At 44.8% G+C, this 17,688-nt stretch carries 15 protein-coding genes; 5 read left to right on the top strand and 10 right to left on the bottom strand.

Going from position 1 to position 17,688, the window contains the following annotated elements:
• Window positions 1-5: 5 nt before the first annotated feature.
• Window positions 6-362: an antibiotic biosynthesis monooxygenase family protein gene (locus CWO13_RS18065; RefSeq protein WP_057623348.1), complete on the bottom strand. Its 357-nt coding sequence runs from the start codon at window positions 360-362 to the stop codon at window positions 6-8.
• Window positions 363-833: 471 nt separating this feature from the next.
• On the opposite strand from CWO13_RS18065, the gene CWO13_RS18060 reads away from it, so the two are divergent.
• Together CWO13_RS18060 and CWO13_RS18055 are read left to right on the top strand one after the other, a co-directional pair.
• Window positions 834-1,367 (top strand): hypothetical protein, encoded by a 534-nt coding sequence (locus CWO13_RS18060; protein ID WP_108083324.1) that lies wholly within the window; start codon window positions 834-836, stop codon window positions 1,365-1,367.
• Between the two features lie 10 nt (window positions 1,368-1,377).
• Window positions 1,378-3,069 (top strand): LruC domain-containing protein, encoded by a 1,692-nt coding sequence (locus CWO13_RS18055; RefSeq protein WP_108083323.1) that lies wholly within the window; start codon window positions 1,378-1,380, stop codon window positions 3,067-3,069.
• 145 nt (window positions 3,070-3,214) lie between these two features.
• Here CWO13_RS18055 and CWO13_RS18050 read toward each other — a convergent pair whose 3' ends face one another.
• Both CWO13_RS18050 and CWO13_RS18045 read right to left on the bottom strand, forming a co-directional pair.
• On the bottom strand, window positions 3,215-3,745 hold the full coding sequence (locus CWO13_RS18050) for a 3'-5' exonuclease (protein WP_102432734.1): 531 nt from the start codon (window positions 3,743-3,745) through the stop codon (window positions 3,215-3,217).
• An 87-nt stretch (window positions 3,746-3,832) separates the two neighbouring features.
• Window positions 3,833-5,371 (bottom strand): sensor domain-containing diguanylate cyclase, encoded by a 1,539-nt coding sequence (locus tag CWO13_RS18045; RefSeq protein ID WP_108083322.1) that lies wholly within the window; start codon window positions 5,369-5,371, stop codon window positions 3,833-3,835.
• Between the two features lie 348 nt (window positions 5,372-5,719).
• Between CWO13_RS18045 and CWO13_RS18040 the strand changes: the two genes are divergently transcribed.
• The 3 genes from CWO13_RS18040 to CWO13_RS18030 all read left to right on the top strand — a co-directional run bounded on the left by CWO13_RS18040 (window position 5,720) and on the right by CWO13_RS18030 (window position 11,319).
• Window positions 5,720-6,352: a DUF2760 domain-containing protein gene (locus CWO13_RS18040; RefSeq protein ID WP_048658430.1), complete on the top strand. Its 633-nt coding sequence runs from the start codon at window positions 5,720-5,722 to the stop codon at window positions 6,350-6,352.
• A complete protein-coding gene (locus CWO13_RS18035; protein WP_102432736.1) occupies window positions 6,352-8,313 on the top strand; it encodes an Hsp70 family protein in 1,962 nt (653 codons plus the stop codon). Before CWO13_RS18040 ends, CWO13_RS18035 begins: the two co-directional genes overlap by 1 nt.
• A 153-nt stretch (window positions 8,314-8,466) precedes the next feature.
• A complete protein-coding gene (locus tag CWO13_RS18030) occupies window positions 8,467-11,319 on the top strand; it encodes an Hsp70 family protein (RefSeq protein WP_108083321.1) in 2,853 nt (950 codons plus the stop codon).
• 172 nt (window positions 11,320-11,491) lie between these two features.
• Here the strand turns inward: CWO13_RS18030 and CWO13_RS18025 are convergent, their stop codons facing one another.
• The 7 genes from CWO13_RS18025 to CWO13_RS17995 form a co-directional block, all read right to left on the bottom strand.
• On the bottom strand, window positions 11,492-11,707 hold the full coding sequence (locus CWO13_RS18025) for a hypothetical protein (RefSeq protein ID WP_017108192.1): 216 nt from the start codon (window positions 11,705-11,707) through the stop codon (window positions 11,492-11,494).
• Between the two features lie 237 nt (window positions 11,708-11,944).
• The gene (locus CWO13_RS18020) at window positions 11,945-12,418 is read right to left on the bottom strand and encodes a DUF2947 domain-containing protein (protein WP_102432738.1); all 474 of its coding nucleotides are present in this window, start codon (window positions 12,416-12,418) and stop codon (window positions 11,945-11,947) included.
• A 138-nt stretch (window positions 12,419-12,556) separates the two neighbouring features.
• Window positions 12,557-13,144, bottom strand: coding sequence for a ribosomal protein S5-alanine N-acetyltransferase (rimJ, locus tag CWO13_RS18015; protein ID WP_048658426.1), 588 nt, complete (start codon window positions 13,142-13,144; stop codon window positions 12,557-12,559).
• 18 nt (window positions 13,145-13,162) lie between these two features.
• Window positions 13,163-14,707, bottom strand: coding sequence for a transcriptional regulator TyrR (gene tyrR, locus CWO13_RS18010; protein ID WP_102478495.1), 1,545 nt, complete (start codon window positions 14,705-14,707; stop codon window positions 13,163-13,165).
• Between the two features lie 123 nt (window positions 14,708-14,830).
• The gene (locus tag CWO13_RS18005) at window positions 14,831-15,883 is read right to left on the bottom strand and encodes a YcjF family protein (protein WP_108083320.1); all 1,053 of its coding nucleotides are present in this window, start codon (window positions 15,881-15,883) and stop codon (window positions 14,831-14,833) included.
• Window positions 15,884-15,897: 14 nt separating this feature from the next.
• On the bottom strand, window positions 15,898-17,271 hold the full coding sequence (locus tag CWO13_RS18000; protein ID WP_102432741.1) for a YcjX family protein: 1,374 nt from the start codon (window positions 17,269-17,271) through the stop codon (window positions 15,898-15,900).
• A gap of 211 nt (window positions 17,272-17,482) precedes the next feature.
• Window positions 17,483-17,668, bottom strand: coding sequence for a hypothetical protein (locus CWO13_RS17995; protein WP_004734731.1), 186 nt, complete (start codon window positions 17,666-17,668; stop codon window positions 17,483-17,485).
• Between the last annotated feature and the right edge of the window lie 20 nt (window positions 17,669-17,688).

Below are 17,688 nucleotides of genomic sequence, written 5' to 3'. Positions count from 1 at the left end.
CCTAATTAGTCGCGAACAATTTCATACAAGTTAGGGTCAGCAGAAACCCCTTCGATTTTTAAAGGTGGTAACTCTTTTCTCATCGCCTGTATCGCATCATGGAATTGCTTCTTACTTTCCCATTCAGCGACATTGATGAAGCGGTAAGTTGCGTCCGAGCTTAAAGAACGGTGTAACTTGGTCGATAAGTACCCAGGTTGCTGCTCTAATACGTCTCTTGCGCTTTCCCAATACGCTAACGTTGCGGCTTCATGGGCTGGCTCGACTGAAAAAGTGTTTATCAATACAACGGGGGTTGCCGAAACTAGCGCACTGACGCTTAGCGTCCCCAGTGCCAATCCATACTTAATAATGTGCTTCATCCTATTCTCCTTGTTTTGGGTGAGCTAACGCTATCATCTAGCCCTACCCAATCAAGGCTGCAACCTGCGATTTAATATTAATTAAAAAGCTAAATTTCAAACCAATATTATTCACTCATTAAATAAGCGATGTAGCCATTCACTATTGATAAGCCACTCGCTGAAATTAGTTTTTTTGGATAACCATTCTCTACCTTTCGACACATAAGACGCAATTCAAGTCAGTCCCAGAGCTAACTACCCGACATTTAAAGTAATTTTCGAAGCCAATTCTCAAAATGGGCAGCTCCCTTGCCTAACCCTTTCGCTATATGGTGCTATTCGGTCAAATTGATTCTCTTTTTAAAAATGAGGTAGCTTTCTGACTAGACACATCTAGCATCCAAAAAAAAAACACTTTAAATCAGTCACTTAAACATGGTACGTGACTTGCTAACTCAATATGCAACTCATTAAATAAGGATATTGAAAATGAAAGCATTAACTCCTTTGATATTAACGATGTCATTAAGTGCTGTGATAACTGGTTGTGGTGGCGGCGGTGGCGGTGGCGGCGGTGGAAGCACCAGTGGTGGGAGCTCTTCATCAAGTGAGGAACCAGAACCGGAAATTGCAACGGTAAGTGAACCTATAGCTACAGTTGATTCATTCAGCGATATAGTGGTACCGAGTAACTTTGATTGGAGTGGTGTCGAAACTCTTGAAATGGCGATTGATGTCGTTAGTAGTTTTTCCACGACCAACGGCGAACCACAAAACATTCGCGGCTCTCACATTATTAAACTATTTAGTACTTCGAACTCATTGACTGACTCTAGCCCTTTCTACACAGGCATCTCAAACAAGGACGGTCAACTTTCCAATAAGTTCTCAATCCCGAGTCATTGGCAAAGCATCACAATAATTGCCCTTGTTAGAGACTTAGAATGCACGTCAACATACGATTTAGATGAACTTTCATCAAATCTGTTGATTTCATGTGACATCTATTTGGATGAAGATTAAGGGTAGAGATATGAATAATATAACAAAGTCACTCATCTTAGTTGGTACATTCTCGGTCAGCTCTTTTTCTCAACTCGTTTTTTCTGCCGCTTCCGAAAACTCTTCTACTATAAATGGCGACGGCTCGATTACCGTCACTCAAAAGATCGACGACAATAGTACATCTCCACACTACAGTGCTCCGAATAACAACAAATATGGGTTTGGCAAGTACAGTCGTCACAATCAAGATTACTCATGGCAGCACGATATTGCTGTGCCTAGTGGTTCTCAGATCACCGCAGCAACCCTCACCATTTACGCTTATGATGTCGATTCAGAAGCTCACCACGGAGAAAGCGGTGAGTATGATAGTGTATCGGTCGACGGAGCAATGCTAACGCCAGGCTTTTTGCAAGGGACGAATGAAAATTGGTCAACGACGGTGTTTGATTTGCCTAGCTCTTCCCTTGATGACGGGCTTGTCGACGTCGACCTAGATATTGATGTCAACAAAGATGGCTGGTATACCACCCTCTCCTATAGCCTAATCAGCGTCACCTACACGGAAATAGCTAACAACCCGCCGTATACACCGACCTTAGAAAGAAGCTCGGGGCTAGGCGCTACTCATGATCTTGTTGTTAGCGTTACAGGTCCAACGCCCAGCGACCCAGATTCAGATTCTGTCACCTACAGCTACCGCTGGTTTGTCGATGTCGGGCAAGGCTTCTATGTTGATGATGAATTTGTTGGTAAAAACAACAATAGTGACGCAACGTTGCCCGCTAGCCAAACTGTTGCTGGTGAGCTGTGGAAGGTTCAAGTTACCGCTATCGACTCAAATGGGTTAATCAGTGATATTGCAGAAATAGAATGGCCGGAAATCGGTGATACGGATGGAGATGGCATTGCAGATATACATGATTATGCGCCGAGCGATCCAACTATCGCGTTTTACAGCCGAACGCCAACTTCTGGTTGGTATACTTTGGGGTTTGAAGACCTATGGCCTTATGAAGGCGACTATGACCTAAATGACTTCGTTACACACTACGCTTATGGTACTTACACTGATGCGAACAATCAGATCACACGCTTCGACTACTATGGTCAAGCTATTGCTAGAGGAGCTGCGCAAGATAACAGTTTTGCCATTTCATTATCAGGGTTAGAGGCATCCAATATAGGCACATTGACAAAAACCTATGATGGTTCGACTGAGAATTTAACACCCGAAAATGGACACTCTGGAGAGTTAGTTTTTGTGGTCATTGAAAGCATTAATGAAATGCTACCCAACACGACAGGGTATGAGTTCTACAATACTGAATCCGGAGACAATAGAGATCTCGTTGAATACAGTGTGTCTCTGGTCATTGATGGTTCGATTGAAAGTCTCGCGGGCAAAAGCTTTAACCCTTTCATATTCAAAGCAAACAATCGCGATAAAGAAGTCCATTTAATGAACTATCCACACACAGACCTCGCCAATACGAGCGTGTTCGGTCAAGGTGATGATGATTCAAGTGTTGATAACAATGAGTACTACCAGACAAGTAACGGTTTACCTTGGGCGTTAGACATACCTGCATCTTGGTCCCACCCTTTAGAGCGAAAAGATGCGTGTGCTGCTTACCCTAACATCGTGAACTGGGCGCAATCTGGAGGCGAGCAACACAACAACTGGTTCTCATCCCCTGAAGTCAATAAAGTGTGGTAGTTACAATTTAAGTAAAGAACAACTAACCTTATAGTAATAAATAAAAAAACCTCTATTTACCCAACGGATAAATAGAGGTTTTTGTCGCTTATTCTTCAGATGTTCTACTTGATCGCAGTTCAACCTACAATATAAAAGGCAGTTACTAAAGCATCGTCAGCACAAGCTTTGCCAAGTTATAAGCATCAACATAACCCGAGTGTTGACGACCTTCCCACTCAATATTTTTCGCTTCTTGAGCGGCGCGGTGACCAATGCGTTTGTCTTTCAATCGATTCTGAACTCGATAAAGCGTTGCGATATTCAAGAACTCGCTGAACGGCGGTTCGATGCCTTTTTCAATACACTCTTTGTGTAAGATAAGGTCGTCACGCCCCCACGCTGCATAGATTTTTTTGGGACCACCGAAGTTCTTAATCATCGACTTGATAACAGACTCTAATGGGCGACCCTGCTTTTCGATTTTACGAGGTGTAATGCCCGTTAACTCGGCACAGAATAGAGAGACTTCGTCTTTCTCTGGCTTAACGTAGTATTGCGCTCGTTTCACGATAGTTCCGGATGCCAGATCAATCTCAGCAAGACCAACTTCAATGATCTCCCCTGTTGTTCCCACACCGTCTTCGCTCCAACAGCACATTTCCAAATCGAAACACACCACTCGATTGTGATTCATACGTCGCCTAATTCTCTCGTCAAAAATTTCGTGAAATTGTACATGAGCCCAATACAGAACTCGACCCTAGTTGTATCAAGTGCTCATTTAGCCTGCAATTGTCACTCGATTTCGGCCATTCGACTTACTTTGATAGAGCATACTGTCTGTTTTTTGCAGAATCTCTTCCGTGTTTTCGTTGGCACGAATGGCAGCACCAATACTCAAAGTACAACTTAGCTGTCGACCTTTGTGCTCACAATGAGAGTGACTCACTGTGCTTAGAATGCATTGTAAATATCGGTCTAGCGCTTCATGGTTTGTAATGCTAGAAATGATACAGAACTCGTCTCCACCTATACGAAATAGGTTATCCCCCTCTTTCAGACTCACTGCAATCAATTTGATGACATGAATGAGTAACGCATCACCTGCTGGGTGACCGAATTCGTCGTTAATGCCTTTGAACATATCGACATCAAATCCGATAAGACTAAAGGGTTCATTTCGCTGTATCGCTTTATCTAACATCTTATTGAAAGCACGTCGGTTATAAACTTCCGTAAGACTGTCATGGTTGGCTAAAAAGCGAAGTTCTTCTGTTCTTTTATCAAGCATTTGATACAAACGTTCTTTCTCTCGGATTTGCATGTTAACGATATACGCCAACAACAAAGAGATGGTTGTCCCCACTAAGACAATTCCAGTTAATACCAAATAGCCATAAAAAGAGATGCATGAATCTATTTTGTAATCAACCTTCCAATCACGGTTAGTCAATTCAATCGTCTTTGTTATGTGGTGGCCAGAAACAGCTTCATAACCCTCGGTTTCGAACAAGATTGGGGAATCTTCTGCTTCGAAACCCGTATCGGTAACACGAATATAAACATCCATGTCGCCCACTGCCGAAGCCAGTAAGTTTTCAAAGTAATACGTCGTACGAACCACACCAATTACAACGCCGAGTAGGTTGTCGCTTTCACCCTCAAATACAGGATGATAGACCAGCATACCTGTCTTTTGTATGTCTTGGTCTAAGCCGTCTTGAAGCAAGCGAACTTTGTCTGAAATATTCGCTTTGCGCGTGTGTTTAATATTGTCTAAAACCAGCTTGAATCGCTCGCGAGAAGAGTAAAAACCAAGAACACTGTTGTTTGCTTCGGTATTGGGATACATATCGCTAGCTACAAAGATGGGTTCACCATCTAAGACGTAACCATAGGTTTTGGCTTCATGTTTTGGGATTGTATACAGCTCGTAAGATGGGTATTTTGCTTTCATCTTATCGGTATGCTCGGCAATCTCGTCTGCCAGCACTTTTTGCATCCACTGCAAGCCGATTAAGCTTTTTGAGTCATTAATGGTTTGCTGGGCAAAACGATCAAATTTATCCCAGTTTTCAGGGTCGTTAGAATAGAAAAAATTAGCACCGGAACCAATATAAGCCACATCATTAGCGATAAACGCTTCCAAGCTCAATGTCTGGTGAGTAGCAAAGCTATCCAGATTCATATTTAATGCGCGGTTTTGATTGAGCGCGACTAATATAAAACACAACACAGTAATCAAAAAACTGACCGAAAATACGACCAATGGGAGGGTTCGTCTCTTCAACCCTGTTAGTGGGTCGGTTGTGTGGGGCATGTGGCTTCCAAATAGGCTCTAATGAGTTAAAAGTATATAACGGAAGGGGATCATGCTCCATTTATGTTTGGTCTAAAAACTAACATAAAACAGGCTTTGTTTACCTGCCCCTCACATCAGAGGCCAATATTCAGGCAAATCTCGACTAAATTTCAAGCTAACACACTAAAAACCCACTTGATTGAAAGCATTAAATACCACTCTTAAGCCTTGAATATGCTAGTATCCACCCATATTTATAGCTTGAAAGTGACCAATTCGGCTTCACGCCACTGAGTTTCTTTCCAACCTGTATATTCCTTTGAACCGACGAATATACCGTTAAATCAATTTTAAAGAGAAATCACTATGATCGTTGATTTGAACCTAATCCCACAAACGTTTGATATGCTTCACGCAGGCCTAACTGCATCAAGCGTTTTACTACTGCTAATTGCCGTTTCTCGTAAAACCAAAGTGGTTGAGAAAGTCGTAGAAAAACCAGTAGAGAAGATCGTTGAAGTTGAAAAGCCAGTTGAAAAAATTGTCGAAGTAGAAAAAGTTGTTGAAGTTGAACGTGTTATCGAAAAAGTAGTAGAAGTTGAATCTAAGCTGGCAACAGCCCCAACTGATTCAGCGATGCAGCTACTGTCTATCATGCAGCAAGAAGCGCGTTTAATTGACTTCCTAAAAGAAGACCTAACGTCATTCTCTGATGAAGAAGTTGGCGCAGCAGCTCGTGTTATTCACACTGGCGGTCAAAAAGTATTAGCAGACTACGTAACGCTTTCTCATATCCGCAGCGAAGATGAAGAAACACGTATCACTATCGCTGAAGGTTTCAACCCTCAAGAAATTCGCCTAACAGGCAACGTAACAGGCAATGCGCCATTCAACGGCACACTGGTTCACAAAGGCTGGAAAGCAACTGACATGAATCTGCCTAAGCTTGCTGAAAACTACGATGCATCTGTAATTGCACCGGCAGAGGTGGAGCTATAATGGAACACCAAAGTCATTCAGCTCAAGAGCATTCACAAGAACTATCTTCTCAAGAGCACCATCAGGCACCTAAGTTCAGTGTTGGTATCGATTTAGGTACCACACACTGCGTTTTGTCTTTCATCGATACAACCAATGAAGATGCACGCGTTGAGGTGATGCCAATCCCTCAGCTTACGGCTCCTGGTACAGTAGAAACTCGCAGCCAACTTGGCTCGTTCCTATACCAACCGCACGAACATGAAATGAATGCGGGCTCTCGCGTTCTTCCTTGGTCTTCAGAGCCGAAAGCGCTAGTGGGTGCGATTGCTCGTAACCTTGGTTCGAAAACCCCTATCCGTTTGGTAGCAAGTGCAAAATCTTGGCTATGCCACGGTGGTGTAAACCGTCGCGATGCTTTCCTTCCTGCAGGCAGCCCTGAAGAAGTAGAAAAAGTATCTCCGCTTAAGACAACTGAACTGTACCTTGAGCACCTTAAAGACGCATGGAACCACGCTAACCCAGAACACAAATTGGCAGACCAAGACGTAACGATCACGGTTCCTGCTTCGTTTGATCCTGCGGCTCGTGACCTAACAGCAGAAGCTGCACGTAATGTTGGTTTCACTCACCTAACGCTTCTTGAAGAGCCACAAGCGGCTCTTTACAGCTGGATTGATAACAGCAACGACACATGGCGTGATGAAGTAAACGTTGGTGACATCGTTCTTGTTGTCGATATTGGTGGTGGTACAACCGACCTTTCGCTAGTTGAAGTAACACAAGACGACGGTAACTTAAGCCTGAATCGTATCGCTGTAGGTGAACACATCCTACTTGGCGGCGACAACATGGACTTAGCATTAGCTTACCGCCTGAAAATGAAACTGGCGCAAGAAGGCAAAGAGCTGGCTCCTTGGCAGGTTCAAGCCATGACTCACGCATGTCGTGATGCGAAAGAAGCACTGCTAAACGATGCTGAACTGCAATCTGTGCCAATCGTAGTACCAAGCCGTGGTTCTAAGCTACTTGGCGCAACACTGAAAACAGAACTGACTCAGCAAGAAGTACAACAAACATTGGTTGATGGCTTCTTCCCTAAAGTTGCTGTGACTGAGCACCCAGTACAAAAGACGCGTGGCGCACTGACTCAAATGGGTCTGCCTTACGCTCAAGATGCAGGTATTACTCGTCACATTGCTGCATTCCTTTCTAAGCAAGCGAACGCGCTTTCTGGAAATAGCGAAGCCGCTCAGCAAGATTTCAACCCGTTTGCAAACATGCCCGGTATGCCAGGTGCAGAAGCGCCTGCAGCTGACTTCATCAAGCCAACAGCAATCCTGTTCAACGGTGGTGTTCTAAAATCTAACCTACTTGCTGATCGTCTTTCAGACACAATCAACGAGTGGTTGATTAATGCTGATGCAGAATTTGCGAAACAACTTTCAGGCCTAGACCTAGATCTAGCCGTTGCAAGTGGTGCTTCGTACTACGGCGCGGTACGTCGTGGTCAAGGCGTTCGTATCCGTGGCGGTATCGCTTCTGCTTACTACGTAGGTATTGAAAGCGCGATGCCTGCAATCCCAGGTATGGCTCCTCCAATGGAGGCACTGTGTGTTGCACCATTTGGTATGGAAGAAGGCTCAAGCGTTCAAGTTCCTAGCCAAGAATTTGGTCTAGTGATTGGCCAGCCAGTTCACTTCCAGTTCTTCGGTTCAACAACTCGCCGTGAAGATCAAGCTGGTACTCACCTTGATCACTGGGCACCAGAAGAGCTCGATGAGCTTCCTGAAATCCAAGTGACACTGCCTGTTTCTGAAGGCCGTCGCGAAGGTGAAGTGGTTCCGGTTACTTTGGCTTCTCGCGTTACTGAGCTAGGTACTTTATACCTAGAAGCGATTGCCACTGACAATGGTCAGAAATGGCACGTTGAGTTTGACGTTCGTGAAGATACGAATAGCGACTCAAACGAACAAGCATAATGAATCAACGGCACCTTAGCGGGTGCCGTTACTTTATCAATGCAGTTCTCAACCTAGTCCTACCTGTTTTTCAGGAATGGCGTTTACGAATAACAACAATAAGACCAAAGCTATCAAAAAACTGGTCATCACTCTGGAAGAATAAGGTTTTGTATGGCAACTCCTCGTTTTTTAGTCGGCATTGACTTAGGCACAACGAATACGGTTGTCGCTTACTGTGAAATCAACGACGACCTACAACATGCTCCCGTTTCTCTTTTCGATATTGACCAACTCATCGGCCCCGGTGAAGTGGTTCGCAAGCCTCTACTACCATCATTTCGTTACCACCCTGCACAAGGTCAAATCTCCCCTTCTGACCTGACTATGCCCTGGGAACCAAGCCCAGTTGAAGGCGATATTAAGAACGTTATCGTTGGAGAATGGGCCCGTGAATTGGGTGCTAAGGTTGAAGGCCGCCAAGTGTCGAGTGCTAAAAGCTGGTTATCACACCAAGCGGTGGATCGTAACTCCGACATTCTGCCTTGGGCAGGCGCAGCTGATGTTGATAAAGTCTCGCCAGTTGTCGCAAGTGCAAGCTACCTGAATCACATTCGCCAAGCATGGAACTACCGCAACCCAAGCAACAAACTTGAAGACCAAGATGTTGTAGTGACGGTTCCGGCTTCATTCGATGAGACAGCACGTAAGCTGACACTTGAAGCCGCAGAACTCGCAGGCTTAGGCAAGATTCTATTACTCGAAGAGCCTCAAGCGGTATGTTACGACTGGTACGCTCGTCATCAACAAACGGCTGCGAAAGAGCTTCAACAGATCCCATTGATCTTAGTGTGTGATGTCGGCGGTGGTACTACCGACTTGAGCTTAATTGAAGCCAGCTTCAATGAGAATAGCGATGTAGATAATGCTGGTCATAACGAGCTAGCACTCGACCGTATCGGTGTTGGCGAACACTTAATGCTGGGTGGTGATAACCTAGATTTAGCCCTCGCTCACCTTGCAGAGCAGCGCTTCAGTCAAAACAAGAAGCTGAACGCCTCTAGCCTAACCAAACTGATTCAACAAACTCGCGCTGCAAAAGAAAGCTTACTTTCTGCTAATGCACCCGATGATGTGAAAATCACTATGCTGGGCAGCGGTTCAAAGCTACTTGGCGGTACCAAGAGTATTGGTTTAACCAAACAAGAAGTTCATCAAATCGCATTGGAAGGTTTCTTCCCGCTTTCTGAGTTTACTGAAACACCAGACAAACGCCGCAGTGCCGTGGTTGAATTCGGCCTGCCTTACGTTGCCGATCCTGCGGTCAGTAAACATGTTGCAGAGTTCCTAACGACACATCAACAAGTGTCAAAAGCTGCGTTGGAAAACTCAGACTCGATTGAGTTCGATGACACTAAGCCTGCTATCCCTGTTGGTGTGCTGCTTAACGGCGGTGTGTTCAACAGTGAACTTGTCACAGAGCGTATTACTCAGCTACTAGGTAACTGGAACGGCGCTCCAATCACAGTATTAGATAACCCTCACCCAGACTGGTCTGTCGCGCTAGGCGCAGTTGCCTTTGGTAAAGCACGTCGTGGCGCGCAACTGAAAATCGGTGGCGGTGCGGCTCGTTCTTACTTCTTACATCTACAAGAAAAGAACAAAATGGGTAAAGCGCTTTGTCTGCTTGCCAAAGGGACTGAAGAAGGCCAAGAAATACGTTTGAACAGCCGTCGTTTCTCACTGACTTTGGGTGAGCCGGTACGTTTCAATCTACTGACTTCAACGCACGATCAAATTGCTCATGACACCGCCATTCAAAATGGTGTGATGGTCAATGTCGATGCTGACTTGTTCTCCCCTCTTCCACCTTATATTTCTACGCTGGAAGGGTCTGGTACTGCAGAGCTTCAAGCTAACCAAAAGGAGCGTGTTGAAGTATTGCTCGCTTGTCAATTAACCGAAGTCGGCACATTGAAAATGGAGTGTGTGAGTACAGAAGATGACACCAAGCGTTGGTTGCTTGAGTTCGAAGTCAGAAACAAGCAAGGCGATGAATCCGACAACTCTAAACTTCATCCAAGACTGGACGAATGTAAGGAGTTGATTTCTCGCCTGTATAGCGGCAACAAGAAAAGTGCGGAATCTAAAGAGATCAAAACGCTGGCCAAAGATCTTGAGAAACGACTTGGTAAGCGCGAAGAGTGGGACTTTACGACTCTCCGTCACCTGTTTGATTCGTTCTCATTAGGTCGTAAGCGCCGTCGTCGTTCTGAAGCTCATGAGAAGAACTGGCTCCGTTTGGCGGGTTACTCTATGCGACCTGGCTTTGGTGATCCAACCGACTCATGGCGTATTGAACAAATTTGGGGGCTATACCAACAAAACATCCAATTCCAGAACCATCAAGGTTGGACAGATTGGTGGGTATTCTGGCGCCGTGTTGCGGGTGGTCTGAATCAAGAGCAGCAAGAGACCATCTTGGCTGATATCGCGAAGTACCTTCACCCAGGTGCAATGAAGAACCCTAAAACGGCTAAAGATGCACAAGACAATGGTTATGAAGCCATGGTGAGATTGGCAGCATCACTTGAGCAACTTGAAGTGGAAGACAAGGTTCTATTAGCGACTTGGTTCTTAAGCAAAGCGATTAACCATAATCAGTTCGAACAGGCTCACTGGTGGGCTCTGGGTCGCTTAGCGTCTCGCACACCGTTATACGGAAGCCAACACAGTGTAATCCCAAGAGAACAAGCAGAACAGTGGTTACCAAAGCTGCTTGACCAGAATTGGCAGAAAGAGCAGATGATTGCCTTTGCGGCTGTGATGATTTGTCGTAAGACGGGTGACCGTCAGTTCGATATCTCTGATGACTACCGTGCTCAAGTTCTTGAAAAATTAAAGCAAAGCAAGGTGCCAGAGTCTTGGCTAACGCTAGTAAGTGAAGTTACTGAGCTTTCTGAGAGCGAGTCTAAGCGCGTGTTTGGTGATGCATTACCAAGCGGCTTAAGCCTGATCAATAGCTAGCATTCAAAACGATTAGCTTTAGTTGTTAATGAGTAAAGAAGCTAACGAGAAAAGAAAAAGCCACTTTCGGTTCGTTGAAAGTGGCTTTTTTATTGGTGGCTTAAGGCTGGTATGTTTAATCGACTTATAGCTTTTTGGTTAAGAGCCTTAGCCGTGTTGCAGTTAATCATTATTAATGTTTCGTTCCGGTTGGGTTAATAGGAAATTCGGTGTTTTCATAGATGTCTGATAACTTTTTCGGTTTCTTCTCTTTCTCTCCATTCTTAGATTGATTATGAGTTTCGCTTAAAAGCCATTGCTCATGCATTTTTGCCGAATCCAGAAAATCCGGATCCTCCATTGCTTCCTTGCGAAGTTTATTTACACGTTCGAGAGTATCCCAAATCATAATACTTCACCTCCACTAAGGCAGTACTATAAAGATAGCCCAACACCATAAAACTTCAACTAAGCCAATGAGATAGCGATCTCAATTTCGTGAATTTCCGTTTTTAAACGAGTAGGAATTCGATTCAATTTTCAGGTTCAAACAGTGGGTGTTTCGCAACGATCTTCAAAGATCCACCGACACAAAAAAAGCGAGCACTAGGCTCGCTTTTATACAGCTATACATACGTTCTAAAGCTTAAGCTCGGTTACCGATTTTCACCGTGCCATTTGTAGCAAACCAAAGTGCTTCTGAACGACGACGACCGAGTAGAATTGGACCGTCATCGTAGAACAAAAAGTTCTTCCAATGCTTCTTGAAAATCGCCCACTTTGTTTCAAGAACATTATATTTTTCGTAACAAAAATAAACAGTTACGTCATCTTGCCAATCGATAAAATTAAGAATCTCTTCTGGCATATCAGGCTCATCCGCTTCCCAATGCGCCATCCAGCTGATCTCTTCATTCCAGTTCGATGCTTTGCTTGGCCAGTCTTGCGAGCTTAGTCGTTCTGCGTCTGGGCTTTGAGGGCTCACGTTCTCTTTCCAGAACTGAGATGCTCTTGCCTGTGTCATTGGCTTAATCTTTTCCAAGTCCTCTGCTGGAAGCGGCATTGACTGGTGGGTGAAAATCCATTTTCTTTGGTATTCGTCCAAAGTTGTGTATGACATCAAAATTCCTCAAATATCTTCTCAGGCTGATGGATTACCATGCCTATCTGTTCTTTTTGATACAGCGGCGATTAGAGATCGCTTGATATTCGCTGCCTTTAAATTCGTTGTTAGCTTGTGCGCTTAAATACTATTTATTTAAACAGTGCGTCTGTCTTCCCAGTTTGGGTTAACCAACGCGGTCAGCACATGGTCTTCCCATTTACCGTTAATCTGTAGGTAGTCTTTGGCAAAGCCTTCTCGAACAAAACCAAGATGTTCTAATACACCCGCACTGCGTTCGTTGTGAGGCATGTAGCCCGCCATTAAGCGGTGCATGTTCTGCACATCAAACATGTAGTCCTTCGCCATGCTCAAGCCTCTGCGCATGTAACCGTGCCCCTGTGCACTTTGAGCCAATGAGTAACCGACATTACAAGCGTAGAACGGAAAACGAGACAAATTACTGAACGATATGGTGCCTAACATTTCATTAGAGTCAGCGTTAATCAGTAAACAGTAATAGCCTAGCCCCATTTTATGAAGCTCGTTTAACTTGATCAGTCGCTGCGCCCAACTCGCTCTATCAAAGAACGCATCTTCGCGAATCGGTTCCCAAGGTTTCAGGTACTCTCTGTTAACCTGAAAGTACTCGCTGATCATGCCAGCGTCATCAATTTCAGCCGTGCGTAGAATCAGATTACCATCATGCTTATAAATGCGCTCTGGTGTACTCAAATCTTCCATAATCTTATTCTTATTCGATCAGTTCTTTCTGATACCGTAATCACGAAGCTTATTCGCAATTGAGGTGTGAGATACATTCAAACGCTTTGCAAGCTTACGGCTTGATGGGAAAGACTGATAAAGCTTCTCTAGAATCTGAGATTCATAGTCTTTCATGATCTCATCCAGAGAACCATCTAAGCTTAAGTTCGCCATTCCTGCTGTCATGGTTTCAAGCTTTGGCAAGTGGAATTGCTCAACCGTTAGCGTGTCTGAATCCAACTCTGTTAATGCGCGTAGAACCATGTTGTCTAACTGACGAATGTTGCCCGGCCATTGGTAATTACCAAGCTGGTCGATTAGTTCTTGAGTCAGTTTTGGTTTTAACATACCTAATTGCTGCGCGTACTTTGCAACGAACAGTTCCAACAGTGGCGCTACGTCGTTTGAGCGTTCACGCAATGCAGGGATAGACAGAGTCAGTACATTCAAGCGGTAGAACAAGTCTTCACGGAACGAGCCGGAGTCTGCTAATTCAGAAAGACGATGGCGCGTTGATGCAATAATACGAACATCCGCGTGCATCTCTTCTTCTTCACCCACACGACGGAATGAACCATCTTGTAGGAAACGCAGCAGTTTGATTTGTAGATGTGGGCTCATTTCGCCAATTTCATCTAAAAATACCGTGCCGCCATTCGCTTGCTCGAAAATGCCTTTATGCCCTTGTTCATGGTTAAACGAACCCGGTGCATGACCAAACAATTCGGTTTCCGCTACGTCATCAGGCATTGATGCACAGCTTAGAATCAAGAATGGGAAAGAAGAACGATTTGAACGGTTATGACACGCTTTTGCTAGCATCTCTTTACCCGTACCCGTATCGCCTTCAATTAATAGAGGCTGATCCAGCATAGCCAATTTCTTAGCTTGGCTGATCAAAGCTTTATGGCGATTAGAGACACCAACAAAGTGTTCGAAACCTAGGTTGTTCTGTTCTGGAATTGAATCTGGCGAGTTCATCTCTTGATTACAAGAACGAATCGTCATTACTGCACTTGCCAGTACCGCTTCGTTGACATCACCACCAAGGTAAATTGGTAGGATTTCAATCGAGAAATCTAAACCATCCAACACGACAACTTCACGATGGCGCGTTACATCGCCTTCAATCCAACGAACAAAGTTAAAGCTAGGAACGAACGTCGCTAACGGTTCACCGATGACTTCGTCTTCTTGCTTGTTGAAGAGGTTCAGTGCAGCGTGGTTAGCCATGTCGACTGAGCCTTTAAGGTCAATCGCAATCACAGGGTCAGGCAGGTTTGCCAGCAGAGCAATCAGCTCTGTGTTATGCCTTTCGCTTGGCATAAATTGGATTTTACGTACATCCTTCACACCTGAAATTCGGCGAATTTCAGCCATAAGCTCACTAAAAGCATCAAAATCGATATCAGGGCAGTTTAGGTAGATAATGCCTTTAACATCAATTTCGATTCCTCTTAAATCAATGCTTTTTGAGGCCAAGATATCGAGCAACTCACGCGTTAAGCCGAGTCTGTCTTCACACAATACTTCAAGACGCACAAATAGTCCTATTATAGGTGTCAGGATAAGTTGACAGTAGTGTGGATTAAGCTCTAAGTTCAGTCAAGAAGAAGAGTAAACATATGTTTACTCTTCTTCTCAAACTATTGACCTTTCAATGCTTTATTTGAGAGTAATACGCTTTATTTCTGAAAGGACGGCTTTGCGGAGGTCTGCCAGTTTTACTTTTCTTTCGTTATGCCAAGGCATAGGACGCAGCAATGTCATGGCTTTTAAGCCCAGTCTCGCCGTAAGGATACCGACACCTAGCCCCTGCCCTGCTCGAGCTGAGACTTTGCCTGCAAGGTCCATCGAGACGAGATCCATGCTCGCATCAATCGCGAGTTCACTGGCTCCTGCAGCGGCCATGTTGATTAACACCAGTTTAAATAGCTTAATACGAGACCAGTAGCCAAGCTCGATGCCATACACATCAGCAAGCTTGTCTATCATGGTGAAATTACGCCACGCCACCAGCAACATATCAGCAGCAGCCAATGGACTCACTGCAACCAAAGCCGCCGATTCGGTCGAGAACTTAGTGACGATTTGAGTAGCCACTTTATCTTGCTGAGCAACAACCAACGCATCGTACATATCCAACACTTCTGCATCACTGTGTGCTGGGTTAATGCTGTTTCGCCACTTATCGTACGAAGGTGACTCAGCAATAATACCGCCCTGCTTGGCAATGTTTTCACAGAACGCTTTGCCTTTACCAACACTCTGGCTTTGTAACAGCTCTTCACTCTGCTCTTGCACACTGAAATGGTCTTTCAGCGAACGCAGCTTCCACAACTCTTTGCCTATTGCGCCTAAACCTAATGAAGCAATGGCAGCAATAAAGCCAGCCCAACCTAATGCAAGCCAGTCAGCAGTTTGAATCGCGGTAATGACCGAATCAATTGCTTGCCATCCTACGAGGCCAGAAAAAGCGACCAATAGACCCGTTCCAAACCACTTCTTCTTTTTACTCGGTCGAATCACTTGTTCCAATTGCTGTTCAGCTTCACCAGCAAGATCGGCTTCCACTTGCGGTGCGACAGGGACAAACTTCTCTTGTACCGTAAATAGCTTTTGAGCACCCAAATCAGGGGTAACTTCACTCTTATCAGGCTCGTCGAACGAGGTCTTCAACGGTTCATCAAAGACCTGCTTTGTTTTTAATTCACTCATTTTGATTGCCTCAATTACTTCAACTTGTCGCCAATGAGATACTCTAAAACCTTGTCGACTCTCAGATGCTGACAAGGCTCATCGGAGTGTTGCTCCATTGGCCTAAAGCTCGTGAAATCAAATTGGTTGGTTTCCCAATACTGTTTGTTCGGCAGTTTGCGCGGCACCTCACCCGGATACATGGTTTGAGGCTCGTTATTTAAAGTGACACCTTGCAGTGCTGGAACATTGTCTGAACCCGACGAAATATATCCCGCACTGGTCGCTTGAATAGACGCGATGCTCATACAACTCATGTCGATATGTTCAAACGCCGCCTGTTGCCAAGCAGGGTGTACCATCTGCTGTAACAGTGATACTAAGTTCGGATGTTGATCCGGTGTCACGTGATCGGCCTTGGTTGCGGCGAACAAAATCTTGTCGATCTTCGGCGCAAACAAGCGTCTTAGCATATTGCTTCGCCCGTACTTAAAGCTCTTCAATAACTGTTCTAACGCACCACGCATGTCCATGAAAGAGTCATAGCCTGCGTTAAGTGGTTGTAAGCAATCCACCAGCACGATTTGTCTGTCGAACGTGGCAAAGTGATTCTTATAGAACGCCTTTACGACCTTCTGTTGATACTCTTCATAACGCGCTTTTAAAACCGCATAGTTGCTGGTTTTCGAGAATTTACCCTCGGGCGCAGCACACGGGAAGAATTGCAGCACAGGCGCACCTTCAAGCTCACCCGGCAATACGAATCGACCCGGCTGTACCCAATGCAGTCCGTTACTTTTACAAGTATGAAGGTACTGGGTATAGCTATCGGCAATCGCGACCAGTTTCTTTTCGTCCGCTTCTGCTAGCAAATCGATATCACAACGCATTGCGTTCCACTGTTGCGAGTAGGTTTCTCTATCGCCTTTGAGTGCGGCGAATTGGGATTGGCTCCAAGTATCAAAGTCCATATCCAGCAAAGGTAAATCAAGTAGCCACTCACCTGGATAATCGACAATATCGAGATAAAGGGTGCTGTTTTTGCTCAGCAGCTTCTTTGCGCCTTTAGCTGGCTTATATTTGATGGCTAGACGAATCTCACTGACATCGCGCGTCGGCACTGGCCATTCTGGTGGCTGCGCATTCAAAGATTCCATCGCCTCATCATAAGAGAAGCGTGGGATCATCATGTTGTGTTGCGGGATGCGCTTTGCGCCAATAATTCTTCCATCTCTCGCTGATGCAAGTAGAGGCAGATTTTTGTGGGTAGACGTATGAAGAAGCTGATTAACCAGCGAAGTAATGAAGGCTGTCTTACCCGCACGAGAAAGCCCGGTGACCGCTACTCGAATGTGAGAATCCGTTCCTCTGCTTATAAAGTCACTCATTTCTTGAGTTAGGTGTTTCATTTGAACGACTCCGTGATAGTTAGGCTAGCTGATTATGATAATAGAGAGGCAAGCCTATGTTCTTTCCCTGTTGGGATAATATGTATGCTTTTGCTTGTTCTTTTACTAATAGTAATGAGTATGCAATACACATTCTTAATGCTAGATGAATAAAAGCCCCTGACTACATTCATAATCAGGGGCTTTAGGATTTTTCTGCGATATCCGACGTTTAATCGTCTTCAATCAACTTGTAGATAACAAACAGTGCAATCTCTGCGATTAGCCAAAGCGCACAAGTAATCGTCACGTATTTATTATCAAAGATACTGATTCCTTTCAAGATCAGGTCGTAGCCAACAAAAGCACCAATCACCACTGCCAAGATAATCTGTAGGATCTGAATAAAACGAGGCATTCCTCTCTCCTATATTCTTA

Source organism: Vibrio sp. ZF 223, from assembly GCF_003050585.1.
Classification (GTDB): domain Bacteria; phylum Pseudomonadota; class Gammaproteobacteria; order Enterobacterales; family Vibrionaceae; genus Vibrio; species Vibrio crassostreae.
This window is presented reverse-complemented; position numbering and strand designations above follow the sequence as displayed.

Bases quoted from the DNA above. Each gene is read 5' to 3' on its own strand.
- CWO13_RS18065 (WP_057623348.1), bottom strand. From the start codon at position 362: ATGAAGCACATTATTAAGTATGGATTGGCACTGGGGACGCTAAGCGTC.
- CWO13_RS18060 (WP_108083324.1), top strand. From the start codon at position 834: ATGAAAGCATTAACTCCTTTGATATTAACGATGTCATTAAGTGCTGTG.
- CWO13_RS18055 (WP_108083323.1), top strand. From the start codon at position 1,378: ATGAATAATATAACAAAGTCACTCATCTTAGTTGGTACATTCTCGGTC.
- CWO13_RS18050 (WP_102432734.1), bottom strand. From the start codon at position 3,745: ATGAATCACAATCGAGTGGTGTGTTTCGATTTGGAAATGTGCTGTTGG.
- CWO13_RS18045 (WP_108083322.1), bottom strand. From the start codon at position 5,371: ATGCCCCACACAACCGACCCACTAACAGGGTTGAAGAGACGAACCCTC.
- CWO13_RS18040 (WP_048658430.1), top strand. From the start codon at position 5,720: ATGATCGTTGATTTGAACCTAATCCCACAAACGTTTGATATGCTTCAC.
- CWO13_RS18035 (WP_102432736.1), top strand. From the start codon at position 6,352: ATGGAACACCAAAGTCATTCAGCTCAAGAGCATTCACAAGAACTATCT.
- CWO13_RS18030 (WP_108083321.1), top strand. From the start codon at position 8,467: ATGGCAACTCCTCGTTTTTTAGTCGGCATTGACTTAGGCACAACGAAT.
- CWO13_RS18025 (WP_017108192.1), bottom strand. From the start codon at position 11,707: ATGATTTGGGATACTCTCGAACGTGTAAATAAACTTCGCAAGGAAGCA.
- CWO13_RS18020 (WP_102432738.1), bottom strand. From the start codon at position 12,418: ATGTCATACACAACTTTGGACGAATACCAAAGAAAATGGATTTTCACC.
- rimJ (WP_048658426.1), bottom strand. From the start codon at position 13,144: ATGGAAGATTTGAGTACACCAGAGCGCATTTATAAGCATGATGGTAAT.
- CWO13_RS18005 (WP_108083320.1), bottom strand. From the start codon at position 15,883: ATGAGTGAATTAAAAACAAAGCAGGTCTTTGATGAACCGTTGAAGACC.
- CWO13_RS18000 (WP_102432741.1), bottom strand. From the start codon at position 17,271: ATGAAACACCTAACTCAAGAAATGAGTGACTTTATAAGCAGAGGAACG.
- CWO13_RS17995 (WP_004734731.1), bottom strand. From the start codon at position 17,668: ATGCCTCGTTTTATTCAGATCCTACAGATTATCTTGGCAGTGGTGATT.